Source organism: Bradyrhizobium sp. 2TAF36 (assembly GCF_052114925.1).
Lineage (GTDB): Bacteria > Pseudomonadota > Alphaproteobacteria > Rhizobiales > Xanthobacteraceae > Bradyrhizobium > Bradyrhizobium barranii.
This window is the reverse complement of sequence record NZ_JBFRFR010000004.1, coordinates 98,785-115,969: the sequence shown is the minus strand read 5'-3', so window position 1 is coordinate 115,969 and position 17,185 is coordinate 98,785. Positions and strand designations below refer to the sequence as shown.

At 65.9% G+C, this 17,185-nt stretch carries 16 protein-coding genes; 5 read left to right on the top strand and 11 right to left on the bottom strand.

The features are described from left to right. Positions 1-54 precede the first annotated feature (54 nt). From AB4Z51_RS03485 to AB4Z51_RS03465, 5 genes are all read right to left on the bottom strand, one after another. Positions 55-1,605, bottom strand: a complete 1,551-nt coding sequence (locus AB4Z51_RS03485; protein ID WP_135215200.1) for a hypothetical protein — start codon at positions 1,603-1,605, stop codon at positions 55-57. Between the two features lie 93 nt (positions 1,606-1,698). Further along, entirely contained in the window at positions 1,699-2,658 is a 960-nt protein-coding gene (locus tag AB4Z51_RS03480; RefSeq protein ID WP_085399816.1) for a hypothetical protein, read from the bottom strand. Positions 2,659-3,009: 351 nt separating this feature from the next. Then, positions 3,010-3,507 carry a TPM domain-containing protein gene (locus AB4Z51_RS03475; RefSeq protein WP_085399814.1) on the bottom strand — a complete coding sequence of 166 codons (498 nt, stop codon included), beginning with the start codon at positions 3,505-3,507 and terminating at the stop codon, positions 3,010-3,012. Positions 3,508-3,512: 5 nt separating this feature from the next. Further along, positions 3,513-4,409, bottom strand: a complete 897-nt coding sequence (locus tag AB4Z51_RS03470; RefSeq protein ID WP_441497053.1) for a TPM domain-containing protein — start codon at positions 4,407-4,409, stop codon at positions 3,513-3,515. Positions 4,410-4,547: 138 nt separating this feature from the next. Then, positions 4,548-5,156 (bottom strand): LemA family protein, encoded by a 609-nt coding sequence (locus AB4Z51_RS03465; protein WP_063985447.1) that lies wholly within the window; start codon positions 5,154-5,156, stop codon positions 4,548-4,550. A gap of 171 nt (positions 5,157-5,327) precedes the next feature. On the opposite strand from AB4Z51_RS03465, the gene AB4Z51_RS03460 reads away from it, so the two are divergent. The 3 genes from AB4Z51_RS03460 to AB4Z51_RS03450 are packed head-to-tail and all read left to right on the top strand — an operon-like array spanning position 5,328 to position 8,538. Then, positions 5,328-6,182, top strand: a complete 855-nt coding sequence (locus AB4Z51_RS03460; RefSeq protein ID WP_085399812.1) for an enoyl-CoA hydratase — start codon at positions 5,328-5,330, stop codon at positions 6,180-6,182. A gap of 4 nt (positions 6,183-6,186) precedes the next feature. Beyond that, positions 6,187-7,326 carry an acyl-CoA dehydrogenase family protein gene (locus tag AB4Z51_RS03455; RefSeq protein WP_441497052.1) on the top strand — a complete coding sequence of 380 codons (1,140 nt, stop codon included), beginning with the start codon at positions 6,187-6,189 and terminating at the stop codon, positions 7,324-7,326. Positions 7,327-7,341: 15 nt separating this feature from the next. Beyond that, positions 7,342-8,538, top strand: a complete 1,197-nt coding sequence (locus tag AB4Z51_RS03450) for an acyl-CoA dehydrogenase family protein (protein ID WP_085399810.1) — start codon at positions 7,342-7,344, stop codon at positions 8,536-8,538. 238 nt (positions 8,539-8,776) lie between these two features. Here the strand turns inward: AB4Z51_RS03450 and AB4Z51_RS03445 are convergent, their stop codons facing one another. The 3 genes from AB4Z51_RS03445 to AB4Z51_RS03435 all read right to left on the bottom strand — a co-directional run bounded on the left by AB4Z51_RS03445 (position 8,777) and on the right by AB4Z51_RS03435 (position 13,194). After that, positions 8,777-11,101, bottom strand: a complete 2,325-nt coding sequence (locus AB4Z51_RS03445; RefSeq protein WP_085399809.1) for a xanthine dehydrogenase family protein molybdopterin-binding subunit — start codon at positions 11,099-11,101, stop codon at positions 8,777-8,779. A 187-nt stretch (positions 11,102-11,288) separates the two neighbouring features. Next, positions 11,289-12,164, bottom strand: coding sequence for a dihydrodipicolinate synthase family protein (locus AB4Z51_RS03440; RefSeq protein ID WP_085399808.1), 876 nt, complete (start codon positions 12,162-12,164; stop codon positions 11,289-11,291). 64 nt (positions 12,165-12,228) lie between these two features. After that, entirely contained in the window at positions 12,229-13,194 is a 966-nt protein-coding gene (locus AB4Z51_RS03435; RefSeq protein WP_085399807.1) for a VOC family protein, read from the bottom strand. Between the two features lie 200 nt (positions 13,195-13,394). On the opposite strand from AB4Z51_RS03435, the gene AB4Z51_RS03430 reads away from it, so the two are divergent. Beyond that, positions 13,395-14,261: a S1C family serine protease gene (locus tag AB4Z51_RS03430; protein WP_354080841.1), complete on the top strand. Its 867-nt coding sequence runs from the start codon at positions 13,395-13,397 to the stop codon at positions 14,259-14,261. Next, a complete protein-coding gene (locus AB4Z51_RS03425) occupies positions 14,258-14,629 on the top strand; it encodes a response regulator transcription factor (RefSeq protein ID WP_028151530.1) in 372 nt (123 codons plus the stop codon). The genes AB4Z51_RS03430 and AB4Z51_RS03425 overlap by 4 nt, the downstream gene beginning before the upstream one ends. A 12-nt stretch (positions 14,630-14,641) precedes the next feature. Here the strand turns inward: AB4Z51_RS03425 and AB4Z51_RS03420 are convergent, their stop codons facing one another. The 3 genes from AB4Z51_RS03420 to AB4Z51_RS03410 form a co-directional block, all read right to left on the bottom strand. Next, positions 14,642-15,718, bottom strand: a complete 1,077-nt coding sequence (locus AB4Z51_RS03420; RefSeq protein ID WP_085399805.1) for a sensor histidine kinase — start codon at positions 15,716-15,718, stop codon at positions 14,642-14,644. Beyond that, on the bottom strand, positions 15,705-16,397 hold the full coding sequence (locus tag AB4Z51_RS03415) for a response regulator transcription factor (protein ID WP_063985457.1): 693 nt from the start codon (positions 16,395-16,397) through the stop codon (positions 15,705-15,707). The genes AB4Z51_RS03420 and AB4Z51_RS03415 overlap by 14 nt, the downstream gene beginning before the upstream one ends. Before the next feature lie 100 nt (positions 16,398-16,497). After that, a complete protein-coding gene (locus tag AB4Z51_RS03410; protein ID WP_085399804.1) occupies positions 16,498-17,055 on the bottom strand; it encodes a hypothetical protein in 558 nt (185 codons plus the stop codon). Positions 17,056-17,185: the final 130 nt, after the last annotated feature.

The window sequence follows — 17,185 nt, the reverse complement described above, 5'->3', positions numbered from 1 at the left end:
TATCTGGCGCGTGACCTTTTCGAAAAACCGCTACACACTTTTTCGGATCACGCGCTAACGCGTCTTGATGAAGCACATGCCGATGCGGCTCGATGCCGCGGCAGCCTGACAGGTGAGACCTTTAGCACAGCTCCATGACGTAAAACTCTTATCCGGCGTTCCCGATCCCGCATTTTGCAGGGCACAATGGGCACCCCAACCATCCTGATATTCGGTGCCGGCCAGCTCGCCGCTGCCGCGGGTCTGCGGCCGGCTGGCAAATCCGCGTGAGAAATCAGGGCGTTTTCCCGCGGCGAATGCGGTCAGGATGTCGCGGCGGCGAACCTGGTCGCCGAAGAAATGCGGCGAGGCCGGCACGATGGTGGAGTTCGACGGTTTGTCCGCCAGCCAATCGACGCCCGGAAAATGGAAGCCGCCGATGCCGCGGGTCTGGTGGCAGCCGGCGCAGGTGACGTCGTTGAGGCGGCGCTGGAAGCCCGCGACCGAGCGGATGTTCTGCATGTCGATGCCACGCGCCGCCGCCTGCTTCAGCGCGCCGACCACGTCGTTGTCGGTGAAGACCGGCTCGCCCTTGTTGCTGTCCCTGTCCTCCCCTTGCACCATGCCGAACTCCGGCTGCAACGGCGAAGCGTCAAGGCCCGCCGGCGTCGGCACCACCGCGGCCTTGGCCAGGAATGTCTCGGGGATCAGCACTGTGCCGCGATCGAACTCGCGGAGATTTTCCGGCGCGAGCAGCCAGGCTTTGAAATCACGTCGAAGATCGTTGTCGGCGAGGATGCGGTCGCGGTCGATCTGGTTCTCCAGCGTCGATTCCTCGAACGTCTTCGTCGCGGGGTTATATTTGAACACCTTGAGCAGATAGTCGGAACGGAAATCGTGCAATGCCGATTTCGGCGCGATCGAGATCTGGATATTGGTCTCGATGCGATCGAGCATGGCGTCGGAAGGAGAGATGCCGCCGCCGATCAGCCCCTGCCAGTCGCCATTGTCGAGCCAGCGCCGCGCGACCTCGGCACAGGTAACAGGCTTTCCGTTCGCATCGGTCTGGCGCGCATCGCGTGCCTTCATCACCAGATTGAACGTCATCGGCAGGCGCGTCGCGGTCTTGCCACCTTCCGGCTTACTCTCGAAACGCACCAGCCGATAAATCAGCCTGATCTCGCCGCACGCCTCCTCCGAGACATAGGCGCGGTCCATGCGATTGACGATGCCCGCCAGCACGAAGCGGGTGTCGCGGGATTTGAGATTGGCCCGATCGAACAGCTGCACGTCAAAGCCTTCGCCGACGCCGATGGTTTCGGTCGGGTACGCCGCCTTCTGCCGGATGATGTAGTGGTCGAACTCCGCGTCGATCGCGGGTGGAATTCCCTTGAGCTGCGACAGCGACGAGAACAGCAAATCGGTCGTCAGCGGAACGTTTGCGTTCCGCTCCGGCCATAGCAGGCGCAAGATCGTAAGCGAATCGTTCTGGTCGAGCTTGCGGAGCAGATCGGGATCGATGATCGCCGTGCCGCGCGTCAACGGCGCGTTCTCCGCTGCGAAAAGCGAAACAGTTCCGCCAAGCAAGACGGCGGCAGCAAAGAGAATTCGCAACGCGCGGCTCATGCCTTCAGTAACACCGCGTAAGCCGGCCTATTCAAGTCAAAAGGCGCCTCACATGGTGGTGAAGCGCCTCTTTGAAGAGCGGATATCGAACGCTCAGCGTGCGACGATCAGGCCCTTGCTGGTGACGACGACCCAGCGGCCGTCCTGACGGCGGATCGCATCGACGCGGCCAATTCCGGGGATCGGGTCACCGGCATAGACCTCGTAGAGGCCTCCGCGGCCCTCGATCAGTGCGCCGCCATTGGCGACGTCGCGCAGCACCCAGCCGTCGATCGTCGGCAACCGGCCGACCTCGGTCTTGGGCGCGGCTGGGGCCGGAACCGGTGCGGCGGCGGCGGTCGCAACCTGGGTCGGCGCGATCGAGCCGGTGGTCTCCTTCGCGGCGGCTGCCGCGGCCTGCGCGGGGGCCGCGGGCGGCGTGGCGCGGAGCTTGTCGACGGTCTCGGACAGCTTTGCGATTTTGGCCATCGGCTCGGCCTGGGCCTTCTCGAGCTTGTCGAGGCGGTCATTGGCGCGATTGAACTGGCTGAGGCCAGTCTTGGAGGTGTGCTCGACATTCGCCTTCAGTGCGACGACATCGGCATCGATCCTGGCAACCGAGGATTCCAGCGCGCTGGTGTCGGCGACCTGCGCCGGCGCGGGGGCCGGGGCTGCGAAATGCATCATGCCGGCGGTCGCGAGCGCGCCGCTGATGGCGCCGACGCTGGCCGCAATCGCCACCACCGCGGCCATCGCCGACAGGCGGCGCTTGTCGCCGGTCTCGCGCGACTCGTCCGCCTTCACATGCGGGGCAAACTCCTCGCGCTCCCACGAGCGCTCCGACGGTGCCATGACGATGAGCTTGCCGGGCTTCGGCTCCGGCTTGGTCTCGAACTTCGGCACTTCGATCCGGGGCGGCTCGACCTTCGGGGCCTCTGCCTTGACTGGATCGGGCTTGGGCGGCGACTCATGGTCGGGGGCGATCGAGGGGGCCTCGATGCCGGCAGCCTCGACGGCCTGCGGCGCGGTCGAAGCTTCCACGACGCTCGTATCCTGGGCAGCCTGCTCAGCCATTGGTTCGCTCACAGTTCGAATACTCCACTCTGGATTGACCTTTTGGTAACTTTCATTGCTTGCGAAATCCTTACTTCGGGACCCGCTTACCGAAATTTTAGGAAGTCATCCGGGGCCGAATTGGGCCGGGAACGTGGAACCGGTGTGGCGGGCGTGAAACAAATTGTAAGCGGGGGAAGATGAACGGCCGCGGAATGGCTGCCTCCACACCGTCATTGCGAGCGCAGCGAAGCAATCCAGAATCTTTCCAAGGCCGCAGTCTGGATTGCTTCGTCGCAAGAGCTCCTCGCAATGACGGAGTGGGCGGCGCCCACTCCGTTCACGTCACCGCTCCGCCCACATCACTATCCGTCACATCACCACCGGCGCATCCGGCAGCTCGTTCGCATGCGGGCCTTGCGGTGGGAAATGTCGCGCCAGCTCGCGCGACACCGCAGCGATGCCGCCGATCACACCGCGCTCGAACTGGCCGGAGGCGAACTCGGCCTCCATCGCGCGGCAGATGCTCTCCCAGCCCTCGTCACCGACCTTCGCGTGAATACCGCGGTCGGCCACGATCTCGACGTCGCGATCGGCGAGCAGGAGATAGATCAGGACGCCGTTGTTGTGCGCGGTGTCCCAGATACGCAGATGCGAAAACACGTCGAGCGCGCGCTCGCGGGCCGGCTGGTTGCGGATCAGCGGTCGCCCGTCGAGCGCGCCTTCGACGACGAAGCGGACCTGGCCGGAATGCGTGCTCTCACCCTGCTTGATCGCCTGCTCGATGCGGGCGAGCACCTTTGGCGGAAAGATTTGCTTCGCCCGCCAATGATGCTGCACGAGATGTCTGGCAATGCGCTTGATGCCCATGACCGCTACCAGCTCCCCGAGGCGCCGCCGCCGCCAAAACTGCCACCGCCGCCGCTGAAACCGCCGCTGTCGCTGGACGACGAGCCGCTGCTCCAGCCACCTCCCGAGGAGCCGCTCGACCACGAGCCGCCGCGCGACGATCTCGTGGCTGGCGCCATCGCCGCAAACAGATCGGCGATGAAGCCGATGACGAAGCCCAGCGCTCCGAGCGCGAGCGCGATTGCGAAGGATCCGAGAATGAGCCAGGTCAGCGCCGCGATGATGCCGCCGGTCGCCAATGAGCCAAGCAGCCGGCCCAGCATGGCCCGGAAGAAGCCGCCAACCCCGATCGAGGCGAACAGCGTCACGATGAACAGCGGCGCAATATCGTCCAGATTGCCGAAATTCACAGTCGGCGAAGGCACCGGCAGCGGCTCGCCGTCGATCACGCGGATCATGCGATCGACGCCATCAGTAATGCCGCCGGCGAAATCGCCCGTCCTGAATTTCGGCGTGATGATCTCGTCGATGATCCGCCGCGAGGTGACGTCGGTGAGCGCGCCCTCGAGACCGTAGCCGACCTCGATGCGCAAGTGCCGGTCGTTCTTGGCGACGATGAGGATCGCGCCGTCGTCCACCTTCTTGCGGCCGACCTTCCAGGCGTCGGCGACGCGGATCGAGAACTGCTCGATCGTCTCCGGCTGGGTCGTCGGCACGATCAGGACGGCGATTTGGCTGCCCTTGCGCGTCTCGAAATCACGCAGCTTTTGCGACAACGCGGCGATGTCGCCGCTCGACAGCGTGYCGGTCTGATCGACCACGCGACCGGTGAGTTGCGGGATGGCGACGTCGGCAAGGGCGGGGAAATTGAATGCGAGGAGGAGTACGAATACGGCTATCGCTTGCCACAACCTCGCTGTCATCGCCCGGCTTGACCGGGCGATCCAGTATTCCAGAGACGCCAGAGGACTACGGAGGAGCCGCGGCGTACTGGATTCCCCGCCTTCGCGGGGAATGACGGCGGTGGGTGGGGCTGGGCGCATTCGCAAAACGGCGCGCAGCTACTTCGACGGCGCAGGCGCCGGATTGAAATCGACCTTCGGCGCGGTCGAGATCTCCTTTTCGTTCTCGACCGCGAAATTCGGCTTCTCCTTGTAGCCGAACATCATTGCGGTGAGGTTGCTCGGGAAGGAGCGAATGGTGACGTTATAGTCCTGCACCGCCTTGATGTAGCGGTTGCGCGCGACCGTGATGCGGTTCTCGGTGCCTTCGAGCTGCGACATCAAATCCTTGAACAGCGCATCGGACTTGAGCTGCGGATAGTTCTCGGTGACGACCAAGAGACGTGACAGCGCGCTGGAGAGCTCGCCCTGGGCGGCCTGGAACTTCTGGAAGGCGGCGGGGTCGTTCAGCACCTCAGGCGTCGCCTGGATGCTGCCGACCTTGGCGCGCGCATTAGTGACGCCGAGCAGCACGTCCTTCTCCTGCTGCGCAAAGCCCTTTACCGAGTTGACGAGATTGGGCACGAGATCGGCGCGGCGCTGATACTGGTTCACGACCTCGGACCAGTTGCCCTTGATCTGCTCGTCCTCGCTCTGGATCGCGTTGTAGCCGCAATTGGTCAGGCTCAGCGAGGCCAGAGCCGCCAGCACGGTCAGGATCTTGCGCATCAAATTCCTCCCGGTGAAATCTGGCGTAAACTATCAGATTGAACGCGCGCGGTGCCAGACATCTTGTGCCGGCGGCGCGAAAAGCAACCGCCTGACGCAAGCCCCTTGCCTATCCCTGGCCGACATAGTCAACTTGAGCAAAACAAGAACGGAAACGCCAAGGGGAACGCGATGAGCTCGTTCGAGACCATCCTCGTGGAGAGGCCCGAGCCGGCGATTGCCCGGATCGTGATGAACCGGCCCGAGGCGCGCAACGCGCAGAACCTGCAGATGACCTACGACCTCAACGCCGCCTTCGACGAGGCGGTGCAGGACGACGCGCTCAAGGTCATCATCCTCGCCGGCAACGGGCCGCATTTCTCATCGGGCCACGATCTGCGCCCCGGCGGCAAGAACGCCGCAGGCGTCGATTTTCCGCCGATCGGAAATTGGGGTGGCTTTGCGGAGGCGAACGCGCATGGCCGCTTCGCGCGCGAGCAGGAAATATATCTCCAGATCACGCGGCGCTGGCGCAACCTGGCCAAGCCGACCATTGCCGAGGTGCACGGCAAGTGCATCGCCGGCGGGTTGATGCTGGCCTGGGCCTGCGACCTCATCGTCGCCAGCGACGATGCTCAGTTCTGCGATCCCGTGGTGACCATGGGCGTCTGCGGGGTCGAATGGTTCGTGCATCCCTGGGAGCTCGGCCCGCGCAAGGCCAAGGAATTCCTGTTCACCGCCGACGCATGGAGTGCGCAGGAGGCGCATCAGCTCGGCATGGTCAACCGGGTCGTGCCGCGCGCGGAGCTTTCAGCGTCGGTGCTGGAGCTGGCGCGCCGGATCGCCTCAAAGCCGTCCTTCGCGCTGAAGCTGACCAAGGAAGCCGTGAATCGCTCGGTCGATGTGATGGGCCAGCCCGCCGCGATCGACCAGGCCTTTGCGCTGCATCAGCTCTGTCACGCCCATAACCTTCAGCAGTTCGGCATGGTGGTCGATCCATCAGGACTGCATCCCTCCGTGCGCAAGCCGCCGGCGGCCGCGGAGTAACGACATGGACCTCAACCTGAGTGACGAGCAACGGCTGCTGCGCGAAAGCGCGGAGCGCTTCGTGGCCGAGAGCTACGATGCCGATCACCGCCGCAAGATGGCGAACGACCCGCTCGGCTTCAGCCCAGCGGTCTGGAAGCAGTTCGCCGAGCTTGGCTGGCTGGCGCTGCCGATTCCCGAAGAGTTTGAGGGGCTCGGCGGCGGCGCGGTCGAGATCGGCATTCTGATGGAAGCCTTTGGTCGCGGGCTGGTGTCGGAGCCGTATGTTGCAACGGTGGTGCTTGGAGCCTCGCTGATCGACAAATGCGGCAGCACCGCGCAGAAGCAGGCGCGGCTGCCGAAGGTCGCGGACGGATCACTGAAACTCGCCTTCGCCCATTCCGAGCGCGCGGCGCGGTTCGATCTCGCAATAGTCGCGACCGTCGCCCACAAGACGGCGCAAGGCTGGCGCGTTGCCGGCAGCAAGATCGCGGTGCTCGACGGCCTCGCCGCCGACGAGATCATCGTCTCCGCGCATATCCACGATCACAAGGGACCTTCGGGACGGATCGGCCTGTTCCTGGTGCCGGCGAAGACGCCCAGCGTCGTCATCACCGACTATGAACGTCTCGGCGGCGGACGGGCCTGCAATATCGAGCTGTCCGGCGTCGAGCTGCCGGAGGATGCCCTGCTCGGCGACGGACACGACGCCCTGCCCGCGATCGAATGGGCCGTTGACCGCGCCATGGCTGCGCTCGGTGCCGAAGCCGTCGGCATCATGCAGACGCTGCTCGACACAACGCTGGAATACACCAAGATCAGAAAGCAGTTCGGCCGGCCGCTCTCCGCCAACCAGGTGATCCGCCACCGCCTCGCCGACATGGCGATGCAGGTCGATGAGGCGCGCTCGATGGCGCTGCGCGCCGCGTTGAAGGTCGATAGCTCGCCGGTCGAGCGCGCCCGCGCTGCCTCCGGTGCGAAAGCGAAGATCGGCAAATGCGCGCGCTTCGTCGGCGAGCAGTCGATCCAGCTTCATGGCGGCATGGGCGTCACCGAGGAGCTCGAGGTCGGCRCCTATTTCAAGCGGCTGGTCGCCTTCGACACGCTGTTCGGCGGCAGCGCGCACCATTACAGCCGCCACGCCCAGCTCGGCCGCACGGCCTGACACAAGGAGCGCATCATGGACCTCTCGTTCAACACCGAGGAGCGCGCCTTCCAGGACGAGGTGCGCGGCTTCATTGCAAAAAACCTCACCGAAGAGATGAAGCGCGCAACCGCGCTGACGCCGTCGGTGTTCTCCGACCCTGATATCGGCATGGCGTGGCAGCGCGCGCTGCACCGGCAGGGCTGGGGCGCACCGGGCTGGCCGGTCGAATATGGCGGTCCGGACTGGACGCCGGCGCAGCGTTGGATTTTCGAGACTGAATCCGCACGCGCCGGCGTGCCCAATGTCAACGTGATGGGCGTGAAGATGGTCGGGCCCGTCATCATCGGCTTCGGCTCGCCCGAGCAGAAGAATTTTTATTTGCCACGCATCCTCTCCGGCGAAGACTATTGGTGCCAGGGCTATTCCGAGCCGGGCTCCGGCTCCGATCTCTCGTCGCTGAAGACGCGCGCGGTCCGCGACGGCGACGACTACATCATCAACGGCACAAAAATCTGGACCACGCACGCCCACCACGCCAACCGCATGTTCGCGCTGGTGCGCACCAGCGACGGACCGCGGCAGCAAGACGGCATCAGCTTCATCCTGATCGACATGACAACGCCGGGCATCACCACGCGCCCCATCCTCACCATCGGCGGCGACCACGAGGTCAACCAGGTGTTCTTTGACGATGTGCGCGTGCCCGTGGCCAACCGCGTCGGCGACGAAGGCAAAGGCTGGACCTACGGCAAATATCTGCTCGAGTTCGAGCGCGGCTCCGGCATCGCCTCGGCAAAATTGCGCGAGGGTCTGAAGGCGATCGCGGAGCTGGCCGAGTCGGACCTGACGGGTCGCGCGATCGACAGCCCGGATATCGCGACGCGCATCTCGGAGGTCGAAATCGATATCGACGCGCTGGAGATGACCGAGCTGCGCGTGCTCTCCGCACTTCAGACCGGGCAAAATCCCGGCGCGGTGTCGTCGATCCTGAAGCTGCGCAACAGCGAGATCAGGCAGGCCGTGACGCGGCTGGGGGTCGACGTGATCGGTCACGACGCGCTCGCGGTCGAGCCGATGCGCCCGCTCTACAAGCTCAACCATGCGCCGGCGACGCCTGAGGAGATGCTGACGGTGGTCCCGGAATATCTCAACGGCCGCGCCTACACGATCTTCGGCGGCACCTCGGAGATCCAGCGCGACATCATTGCGAAGATGATGCTGGGGATTTAAGGGCGTGGGGATTTAGCCAGAGCTGGCGGGGCATTCTCCGCTGTCGTCCCGGACAAGCGCAGCGAAGCGAAGCGCAGATCCGGGACCCATAACCACAGGGTGAGGTTATGGCGCGAGCTGGTCACCACGAGTCTTCGCCAAACCACTTCCTGTGGTTATGGGTCCCGGGTTCGCGCGTTGCGCGCCCCGGGACGACAGCTGGGTGTATGGCGACAGCCGGCGTAACAACGCGCCCCGCTTAACCCGCCACCTTCGCGTCCTTGATCGCCTTCCAGATCTTCTGGGGCGTCAGGGGCGTGTTCAGCTGGGTGATGCCGAGCTCGGCGAGCGCGTCCATCACGCCGTTGGTGACGCAGGGCGGGCCGCCGATGGCGCCGGATTCGCCGCAGCCCTTGGCGCCGAGCGGATTGGTCCGGCAGGGCGCGGAGTCGTCGAGCGTGACCTCGATCGGCGGAACGTCGTCAGCACGGGGGATGCAATAGTCCTGGTAGCTCGCGGTGAGGAGCTGGCCGTCCTCATCGTAGGACACGCCCTCGTACAGCGCTTGTCCAATGCCCTGCGCGACGCCGCCATGGATCTGGCCGGTGACCAGCATCGGGTTCACGGCAACGCCGACGTCGTCGACGGTGGTGTAGCGCACGACCTTGGACACGCCGGTCTCCGGATCGATCTCGACCTCGCAGATATGCGTGCCGTTCGGCCAGCTCGGGCCATCGACCTCTCCTTCGGAATCGACGCTGAGCTTGGCGCCGCCCTCCTTCTCGGCGAGATCGAACAGGCTGATGCGGCGGTCGGTGCCGACCACGGTGAGCATGCCGCCCTGATATTCGATGTCCTCGACCGAGGTCTCCAGCACGTTGGCCGCCTTCTCACGCGCCTTCTGAATCAGGTCGTTGGAGGAAACTGCCACGGCCGTGCCGCCGACGAACAGCGAGCGCGAGCCGACGCTGCCGAAGCCCATCGCAAGATCCGTGTCGCCCTGGACGACGTCGATCTTGTCCATGGCAATGCCGAGCGTGTCGGAGATCATCTGGGTGTACGTGGTCTGCAGCCCCTGCCCCATCGCCATGGTGCCGGAATGCAGCACGACGCGGCCCTGCGAGGTCGCGTGCAGGCTGACCTTCTCGGTATGCGCGCGGCCGCCGGTCCATTCGATGTAGGAGGTGAGCCCGCGGCCGTAGAGCAGGCCCTTCTTCTTCGCCGCCTTCTTGCGCGCGGCAAAGCCGTCCCAATCGGCCAACTTCACGGCGCGATCGAGCAGGTGGGCGAAGGCGCCGGAATCGTAAACCTGACCCGCGGCGTTGGTGTAGGGCAGCTGCGCCGGCTTGATGTAGTTCGCTTTCCGGATCGCACGCGGATCCATGCCGATTTTTCGCGCGGCGGCGTCGAACAGGCGCTCGACGATGAACACCGCTTCGGGCCGGCCCGCGCCGCGATAGGCGCCGACCGGCGCGGTGTGAGTCATCACCGACTGCACCTCGAAATGCACCAGCGGCAGATCGTAGACGCCGGTCTGCACGAACGGCCCGAGCACCAGCGGGATGATGTTCGCCGCACCCGACGAGTACGCGCCGGTGCAGCCGATCGACTTGACGCGATAGGCCAGCACCTTGCCCTTCTCGTCGAGCGCGAAGGATGCCGTCGAGGTGAGATCGCGGCCATGGGTACCGCCGACGAATTCGTCGGTGCGGTCGCCGCGCCAGCGGATCTTCCGGTTCAGCTTGGTCGCGGCATAGGCGACGATGCCGTCTTCCGGATAGAGGTTGGTCTTCTGACCAAAGCCGCCGCCGATGTCGCCGACCAGCACGCGGACGCTGTCCTTGGGTCGCTTGAGCACGGCTTCCGCCAGCACGTCGCGGGTCGAGGCCGGCGTCTGCGACTGCACATGCAGGAGGAGGCGGCCGGTCTTCTTGTCGATCTCGGCAATGGTCGAGCGCGGCTCCATCGCGGAGGGCACCAGACGCTGGCTGACGATGTCGAGCTCGACCGTATGCGCGGCCTTGGCGAATGCCTCGTCCGCCTTGGCGGCATCGCCATAGCTCATCGCACCGACGATGTTGTCGGGCGCCTCGGGCCACACCACGGGCGCGCCGGGCTTGACCGCTTCGACCGGATCGACCACCGCGGGCTGCACGTCGTATTCGATCACGATCGCTTCGGCCGCGCTCTGCGCCTCGGCACGCGAGGCGGCCACCACTGCGGCCACGGCTTCGCCGGCATAGCGGACGATCTCATGGGCGAGCAGGCGGCGCGGCGGCACCGTCATCGGCTTGCCGTCGGGGCGCTTGAAGATGCTCAGGGTCGGAATGGTGCCGATATCGTCCTTGACGAGATCAGCGCCGGTGTAGACCGCGGTGACGCCCGGCATCGATGCCGCGGCGCTGGTGTCGATCGCGACGATCTTCGCGTGCGCATGCGGCGAGCGCAGCACATGCAACCACAGCGCGCCCTCCTCCGGCTTGTCGTCGATGAACTGACCCTTCCCGGTGAGCAGCCGCTGGTCTTCCAAACGCTTGACGGGCTGGCCCGCTCCGAAACGCAAATTGCCGGGAAGAATGTTCATTCCGTGGGGTCCTCAGGGTCTTTTCGAAACTGCGGGCCGCCTTTTAGCGGATCGATCGGAGGCATACCAGCCGCGGTTTTGGGCGGTGAACCCACAGATTCGTCATGCCCGGGCTTGTCCCGGGCATCCACGTTCTATGTGCCACAGGGCAAGACGTGGATGGCCGGGACAAGCCCGGCCATGACGGCTAATCAAGCTCCCTCAACGCCGCCTCCACCACCTTGCGGGCGTCGGCCGACAGCGCGGCCTGCGGCGGGACGGGATCGCCGACGTCGTAGCCCTGAACCGCCAGCCCCGCCTTGATGCAGGCGGCGAGGTTGAAGCGGGCGAAAGCCTCGTTGATCCGCCACAGTCTGCGCTGGAGCGCCATGGCCTCGTCCCAGCGGCCGGCCTTGCAGAGGTCGTAGAGTGCGACGCTCTGGCGCGGGATGATGCAGGCAGGTCCCGCCATCCAGCCGAGCCCGCCGATCAGCATCACCGCCGCCGGGATGTGGGCGGAGGCCGAGAACACGCGCAAGGCATAGCCGCAGCGGTTCATGATCGAGAGCAGCCGGCCGGTATTGGTCGAGGCGTCCTTGATGTAGCCGATGCGCGGATGTTCAGCGAGGCGCGCGATGATGTCGAGCGTGAGATCGGAACGCTGGAATTGCGGATTGGTGTAGATGACGACCGGGATGTCCACGGCATCCGCGATGGCGCGGAAGTACGATTCGACCTGGGCATCGGCGAGCGGAAAGTACGCTTCCAGGATCGCCAGGATGCCGTTGGCACCACACTTCTGATACGCCCTCGCCTGCGCCACTGCATCCGCCGTCGAGGTGGATGCGACGCCGGCCACGACCGGCACGCGGCCCTTCGCGGCCTCGATGGTGGTCTGCACGATCGCGGTGCGTTGCGCGGCATTGAGATAGGCGAACTCGCCGGTCGAACCCAGCGGCGTCAGCCCGTGCACGCCTGCGCCGATCAAATCGTCGCAGAGCTTGCCGAGGACTTCGGTGCGCACCGTGCCATCGGCATCGACGGGCGAAATGAGGTAGGGAAAGACGCCGTGAAAATCAGGCATGTCAGGCTGAACCCCGGAAAATTGGCTAGCGCCTGACCGGTCATAGCAATGCCCGCGCTATCGATCAAACCCTGATCAGGCGCACCCGCGTGCCCCAGGGATCGACGGCCTCCAGACCATTGGCGAGCGCCGTGACATGCGCGCCGCCCTTGCGCAGGCGCTCCTCCTGCGCAGCGAGAATGTCCTGCTTCGCCATCACCAGCGAGAACCAGGCGAGCCCCGTGGTCTGATCGTCGCGTTGGCCGGCCCCCTGGCTCTGCCAGACGTTCATGCCGAGGTGATGGTGATAGCGGCCCGACGACAGGAACGCGGCGCCGCCACGGCGGCGGGTCGGATCGAGGCCGACCGTGCCGTGATAGAACCGTTCGGCCTCGGCGAGATCGCCGACACGCAGATGCATGTGGCCGACGCGCAGACCATCCGGCGCCTTGGCGTAGTCTGCCACGCGCGTGTTGGTCAGCGACAAGAGGTCAGGGATGTTGAGCTCGTCGCTCGCCATCTTCACGCTGCCCTCGCTCCACTGCCATTGCGAGGGATCGCGGTCGGCATAGACCTCGATGCCGTTGCCTTCGGGGTCGTCGAGATAGACGGATTCGCTGACGAGATGATCGGCGAAGCCCGACAGCGGCACGCGGTGCGAGGCGGCGTGCACCAGCCAGCGCGCGAGATCTTTTCGCGACGGCATCAGGAAGGCGGTGTGGTAGAGGCCCGCGGCGTTGCGCGGCTCGATCGCGGCCTCGGGACGGGCTTCCAGCACGAGCAGCGTGATACCGGCCGTGCCGAGCGTCGCGCCGGTCGCGGAGCGCTCCATCACGGTGAGCCCGATCACGTCGCGATAGTAGTCCGCGACCTTGTCGAGGTTCTTGACCCGGAGCGTCACCATGCCCACCCGCATCGGCGTGCGGCTGGCATAGGTCGGACCGCCGCCTTGCGGCAGGCCCTCGGCCCGAGCGGCGGCGGCCGCCGCCATCGCGAGCGAGGTCGCACCGGCGAGTTGAAGCAGGGTACGGCGGGTGAGGTCGACGGTCATCGGTCGGGGCTCGCTGGAAACGCTTAGGGACGTGCGGTGCAATTTCTGGATTGCTACACGTTCCCGTGAAGGCCTCCCAATCACATGTTCGTCGGCCGTAGTCCTGCGGAAGCCGGTCCGCCCCATCTGTCCTGGCCACCCGGCCAGTTTCGCTATCGCCCGCGACATCCCAGATTGAGGACAATTTACAGGAGCCTTCCATGACCGACCCCACTCCTCTGTCGTCCCTTTCGTCCGCGCTCGCGGATGTCGTGACGCGCACCGCGCCATCCGTCGTCGCCGTGCATTCGCATCGCTCCCGCGCCACCGGCTTCGTCTGGAAACCCGGCTTGATCGTCACCGCCGACGAAGCGCTGGCCGACGAGGGCGATATCCAGATCAGCCTCCCCGACGGCAGCACCGCGGCCGCCACAATCGTCGGCCGCGACCATACGACCGACATCGCGCTGTTGCGCACCGATGCCAGTCTTGCGCCGGTCAAGCTGGCCGCGACCGTTCCGCCCCTCGGCACGCTGTCGGTCGTCGTCGCCACCGATCGCGATGCGCCGAGCGCGGCGCTCGGCATGGTATCACTGTCCGGCAAGAGCTGGCGCTCCTTGCGCGGCGGCGACATCGATGCGCGGATCGAGCTCGACGTACGCCTGCGCTTCGCGCAACAAGGCGGGCTCGCGCTCGATGCATCAGGCGACGCCTTCGGCATGGCCGTGCTCGGGCCGCGGCGGGTCCTGGTGATCCCGACGGCGACAATCGAGCGGGTCGCGGCACAGCTCGAGGCGCGCGGCCGCATCGCCCGCGGATATCTCGGCCTCGGGCTCCAGCCGGTGCGGCTCGACGATGGCATCGGCGCGATGGTGATGAATGTCGACAAGGCCGGCCCTTCGGCTGCGGCCGGCATCCGCCAGGGCGACGTCATCGTGGCGGTTAACGACCAGAAGCTCTCCGGCGTGCGTGCGCTGTCGCGGACGCTGGGACCTGCGAGCGTCGGCACGGTCGTCGATGTCGCGGTGCGCCGCGGCGGCGAGCCAGTCAGCTTCAAGGTCACGATCGGCGAGAGGCCCGAGGCGTGAGCGAGGACAACGCGCCCGAGATCGTGCTCGCCCTGGAGATCGACGATCCCGCCCTCGCCGATCGCCTGGCGGTCTTGCTCGGCAACATCGCCGGGCTTCGGCTCGCCGCGCCCGGCGAGGCCGCCACGGCGACGGTCATGGCGCGCGATCCGCGCAGCATGCCGGAAGACATCGCGCTGACGCAGCGCGAGCTCGATGTCCTGGCGCTGATGGCGGAAGGCGCGTCCAACAAGCTGATCGCGCGCCAGCTCGGCATCTCCGTGCACACGGTCAAATTCCACGTCGGTTCGCTGCTCGACAAGCTGGATGCCACCGGCCGCACCGACGCGGTCGCGCATGCGGCACGCCGCGGCGTGATCGAGCTATGACGCCGTCAGCTCCTATCGCGCTGATGTCGCCGGGAAGCTGAGCCGGACCGTGAGGCCCGGCGCATTGTCGTGCAGTGCAATCTCGGCGCCATGGAGACCGGCAACGGCCGCGACCAGGCTCAAGCCCAGACCGTTGCCCGGCGTGTAACGGCTCTGTTCGAGCCGGTAGAAGCGCTTGAACACGTGATCGCGCTCTCCGGTGGGAATGCCCGGGCCATCGTCGGCGATCGCGATCACCGCCCCGCCACCGGCGCTGCGACAGGTCACGGTGACCTGCCCGCCCGCGCGGCCGTGCTTTATCGCGTTGTCGACCAGATTGGCGATGGCGTCGAACAGCAGGTCGCGGTCCCCCGTAATCGCCACCTGGCGGTCGCCGTCAAGGCTGAGGCGGGTCGCCACCTGCTCGGCCGCGGCGTCATAGAGTTCGACGACCTCGCCGGCGATTTCAGCGAGGTCGAGCGCACGAAACGCACTCCGGCGGGCGCGGGTCTCGATCTCCGAGATCCGCGTGATGGAAGCGAACATGCCGAGCACCGAATCGAGATCGGCGATGGTGTCGCCGATCAGCACCGCATCGGCCTCACCATTGCGCGGGGTGTGATAGGCCTTTTCCAGCCGGCCGCGCATGCGCGTCAGCGGCGTGCGCAGATCGTGGGCGACGTTGTCGCTGACCTGCTTGACCTCACCCATCAGCGTCTCGATGCGGTCGAGCATCTGGTTGAGGTTTTCGGCGACGCGGTCCCACTCGTCGTGACTGCCGCGCAAGGGAATGCGCCGGTCGAGCCCCGACAGCATGATGGCGCGGCTGGTCGCATTGATCTCCTCGATCCGTCCGACCGTGCGCCGCGTCACCAGCACGGCCGCGACCCCGGCCAGCACGGCCAGCAGCACGGCGACGGCGACCATCGCGAGCTCGATCATCGCGGTGAAGCCGCTGTGATCGCCGGCGTCGCCGACCCGGCCCTGCACATAGGCGATCGTGCCGAAATAGACATAGGCCATGATCGCCGCGACGATCAGGCCGAACGCCGCGATCGCGATCAGTGCCAGACGGAAGGTGGAGGAGCGGAGCGTCTTAGCCAGGAGCACGGATGCAATATCCGATGCCGCGGATCGTATGGATCAGCGGATAGGCCTGGGCATCGTCGACCTTGCGGCGGACCCGCCCGACATAGACGTCGATGATGTTGGTGGAGGGATCGAAATGCAGATCCCAGACATGCTGGAGCAGCATCGCCCGGGAGACGACGCGGCCTTCGTTGCGGACGAGATATTCGAGCAGCTGAAACTCGCGCGGCAGCAGCGGAATTTTCCGGCCGCGCCGGCTGGCGTTGCGCGCGATCAGGTCGATGGCGAGATCGCCGACCCGCAGGATGGTTTCCTTGGCGACGGTCTCGCTGCGGCGGCCGAGCGCCTCGAGGCGCGCCAGCAGCTCGACGAAGGAGAACGGCTTGACGAGATAGTCATCGCCCCCGGCGCGCAAACCGCGCACGCGGTCGTCAACCTCGCCGAGCGCGGAGATGATCAGGAAGGGTGCGGCGATGCCGTCGTCGCGCAACTGGCGCATCACGGCGATGCCGTCGATGTCGGGCAGCATGCGGTCGATGGTGATCACGGCATAGTCGCGGGCGACGCCGTGGCTCAGGGCTTCACGACCCGTCGCGGCAAGATCGACGTCGTAGCCCGAGGTGGTGAGTTCCTCGACGAGCTGGCCTGCGGTTTCCGGATCGTCCTCGACGACCAGAATGCGGCGGTGACCTCCGGTCATGCAAAACTCCGCGCGACGATCGCCACCAGACTATCCCGTTCCGGGGCTGAGCGGAACCGCCCGGTGGCGATCGCGACAATGGTGCGGTACCGCGATGCGACTACCAATAGTCTCCGCACACATTGACCCATTGCCATCCATAGGGCGTCAAGCTCCTGCGCCAGCAACCATCGTCGTAATAGTTGGCATAGTTGGCATAGAAGAACGGCGCGCCGACGAAAGCGAACCGGTTGAAGCGGTGACGGTGGAAGAAGGCATGGCGGCCAATGAACGGCCTGCCGTGCCAGCCCGGGCCAGCAAACCGCGGGCCGAAAGCGGCGCGGGTCGCTAATGGTGCACCGGCAAAGCGCGGCCCGATGGCGGCGCGGGCAGCCATTGGCGAGCCGACGAAGCGGGCTCCACCGAAGCCCGGGCCGCCAGCAAAGCGCGCGCCACCCATGCCGCCGAAACCACCCGCGCGCATGCCGCCGAAGCCACCCGCATGCATTCCGCCGCCACCGAAATGCCCGCCACCGCCAAAGCCGCCATGGCCGCCACCGCCGAAGCCGCCACCGCCATGGCCTCCGCCACCGCCGCCACGGGCAAGCGCAGGTGAAGCGAGCGCCATCATTGCGGCGAGCGTCACCGCAGTGACGCCTTTGAGAAGCCTGTTGTCCATCGAAGCATCCTCCGTGCTGCGCGGCGATCTTTCTGCCGCGCGAGGAGGATCAGATGAGAGGAAGGGACAGGCACCTTCAACTTACAAACGCGCCAGATTCTGACGCAGGTGTTAGGGACGAACGCTCTTT

Bases quoted from the DNA above. Each gene is read 5' to 3' on its own strand.
- AB4Z51_RS03485 (WP_135215200.1), bottom strand. From the start codon at position 1,605: ATGAGCCGCGCGTTGCGAATTCTCTTTGCTGCCGCCGTCTTGCTTGGC.
- AB4Z51_RS03480 (WP_085399816.1), bottom strand. From the start codon at position 2,658: ATGGCTGAGCAGGCTGCCCAGGATACGAGCGTCGTGGAAGCTTCGACC.
- AB4Z51_RS03475 (WP_085399814.1), bottom strand. From the start codon at position 3,507: ATGGGCATCAAGCGCATTGCCAGACATCTCGTGCAGCATCATTGGCGG.
- AB4Z51_RS03465 (WP_063985447.1), bottom strand. From the start codon at position 5,156: ATGCGCAAGATCCTGACCGTGCTGGCGGCTCTGGCCTCGCTGAGCCTG.
- AB4Z51_RS03460 (WP_085399812.1), top strand. From the start codon at position 5,328: ATGAGCTCGTTCGAGACCATCCTCGTGGAGAGGCCCGAGCCGGCGATT.
- AB4Z51_RS03450 (WP_085399810.1), top strand. From the start codon at position 7,342: ATGGACCTCTCGTTCAACACCGAGGAGCGCGCCTTCCAGGACGAGGTG.
- AB4Z51_RS03445 (WP_085399809.1), bottom strand. From the start codon at position 11,101: ATGAACATTCTTCCCGGCAATTTGCGTTTCGGAGCGGGCCAGCCCGTC.
- AB4Z51_RS03440 (WP_085399808.1), bottom strand. From the start codon at position 12,164: ATGCCTGATTTTCACGGCGTCTTTCCCTACCTCATTTCGCCCGTCGAT.
- AB4Z51_RS03435 (WP_085399807.1), bottom strand. From the start codon at position 13,194: ATGACCGTCGACCTCACCCGCCGTACCCTGCTTCAACTCGCCGGTGCG.
- AB4Z51_RS03430 (WP_354080841.1), top strand. From the start codon at position 13,395: ATGACCGACCCCACTCCTCTGTCGTCCCTTTCGTCCGCGCTCGCGGAT.
- AB4Z51_RS03415 (WP_063985457.1), bottom strand. From the start codon at position 16,397: ATGACCGGAGGTCACCGCCGCATTCTGGTCGTCGAGGACGATCCGGAA.
- AB4Z51_RS03410 (WP_085399804.1), bottom strand. From the start codon at position 17,055: ATGGACAACAGGCTTCTCAAAGGCGTCACTGCGGTGACGCTCGCCGCA.